Genomic DNA, 1,335 nt, shown 5'->3' on the forward strand with positions numbered 1-1,335 from the left:
TGTTCAGGATTATTTAAATCTTCGTATCCAAATTCATTGATTAACCTAGTTAAAGCTCTAAAACTTCTTTGTATAACATCTTCAAGTTCAAAAGTGCACCAAAGCGTCTGTTCCTCCATTATCTTTTCTATTTTGGTGTCGCCGTTTTCAAGATTTTTATCAGTTATCTTTGGAATCTTGAAATAGTTCCTGTAGCTTTTGCATAAGTTTGATAAAGACATCATAATCATTATTTTTGATTTTCTGTTTTCATCTGTTGAAATCTCTCTCATGGCAACAGCCTTTTCTAAAATTTCGTTTCTTAATTTTTTCTTTTTTGCTTTTTTGAGTACTCCCAAATCATATCCTCCTGCTCTCTAAAATTACCCCCTATTTATAGCCCTTTAAAAATTCTTTGAATCTATTTGGCACATACCACAGAAGCATAGCCACCAAAAACGGAAATATTGCGTTACCACCAAATATCCAACGACCTTTAACTCTAATCATTTCAATCTGCATTAGAGCAGTTGTCAGTATTAGAATTATCCATTTCATCATATCCTTCGTTGTCAGCATTTTCTTCCTCCAGTTCCTTAATTTCTTGTGCAATCATTTCTTTTTCCAGCTGTTCTCTTATGCTCAACTTAATCACTCTCCTAAAATAAATTTAATTGTTTTGTTTCATCTTCCTTTAGCATTTCAGTGGTCGCTTTCTTGTAAAACTCTTTTTCCACTTCAAATCCATAACTGTTTCTTTTTAGTTCCTTTGCCGCTCTTAATGTGCTGTCGCTTCCAGCGACTGGATCAATCACAGTATCTCCAGGATCAGTAAATATTTTTATTAATGTTTTTAGCAAATTTACTGGCTTTTGTGTCGGATGCACTTTCGGATATTCCGATTTTGAATCAGGCTTCCATTCAAACCAGTTCTTAATCATTTTGCCGTTGTTGTTGAATTTCGGTAATTTATCCCTGTAAAATACTAAGGCGTATTCTGTTGCTCCAACTATTTTCATATTAGCCTTTAGCACTTGTGAACTTCCATGTTTTATGAACACCAGCGGATAATAGTTGTTAAATCCGTGCTTTTTGGCGTACTTCACAAGCGTGTCGATTTGCTGGAATGCACAGAATATTATCATTGCTGGAGCTTTCCCTTTTTCTTTCGGCTCTTTTATCAATAGCTTTGAGCAGAAATGCATGTATTCGGCGAGATTGAAGTTTATATCAGTCTTGAAAAAACTTGAGTTTGCCTTTTTGCTTTCACCTTTTTTGTTGTCTCCGTCCACATACCATTCTGGACTGCTTGCAAAGGCATTATTTCCCAAATTATATGGAATATCTGCAATTACA

At 34.8% G+C, this 1,335-nt stretch carries 3 protein-coding genes; all 3 read right to left on the reverse strand.

Annotated elements, in window-relative coordinates:
• The coding region (locus Q0370_RS03805; protein ID WP_299572335.1) for a hypothetical protein at positions 1 to 338 on the reverse strand (338 nt) is incomplete at its 3' end.
• Positions 339 to 490: 152 nt separating this feature from the next.
• The gene (locus tag Q0370_RS03810) at positions 491 to 625 is read right to left on the reverse strand and encodes a hypothetical protein (RefSeq protein WP_299572337.1); all 135 of its coding nucleotides are present in this window, start codon (positions 623 to 625) and stop codon (positions 491 to 493) included.
• 13 nt (positions 626 to 638) lie between these two features.
• Positions 639 to 1,335, reverse strand: a 697-nt coding sequence (locus tag Q0370_RS03815) for a site-specific DNA-methyltransferase (protein ID WP_299572340.1), incomplete at its 5' end; no start/stop codon positions are given.

The organism is uncultured Leptotrichia sp., from assembly GCF_938036635.1.
In the GTDB taxonomy this organism is placed as follows: Bacteria; Fusobacteriota; Fusobacteriia; order Fusobacteriales; family Leptotrichiaceae; genus Leptotrichia; species Leptotrichia hongkongensis.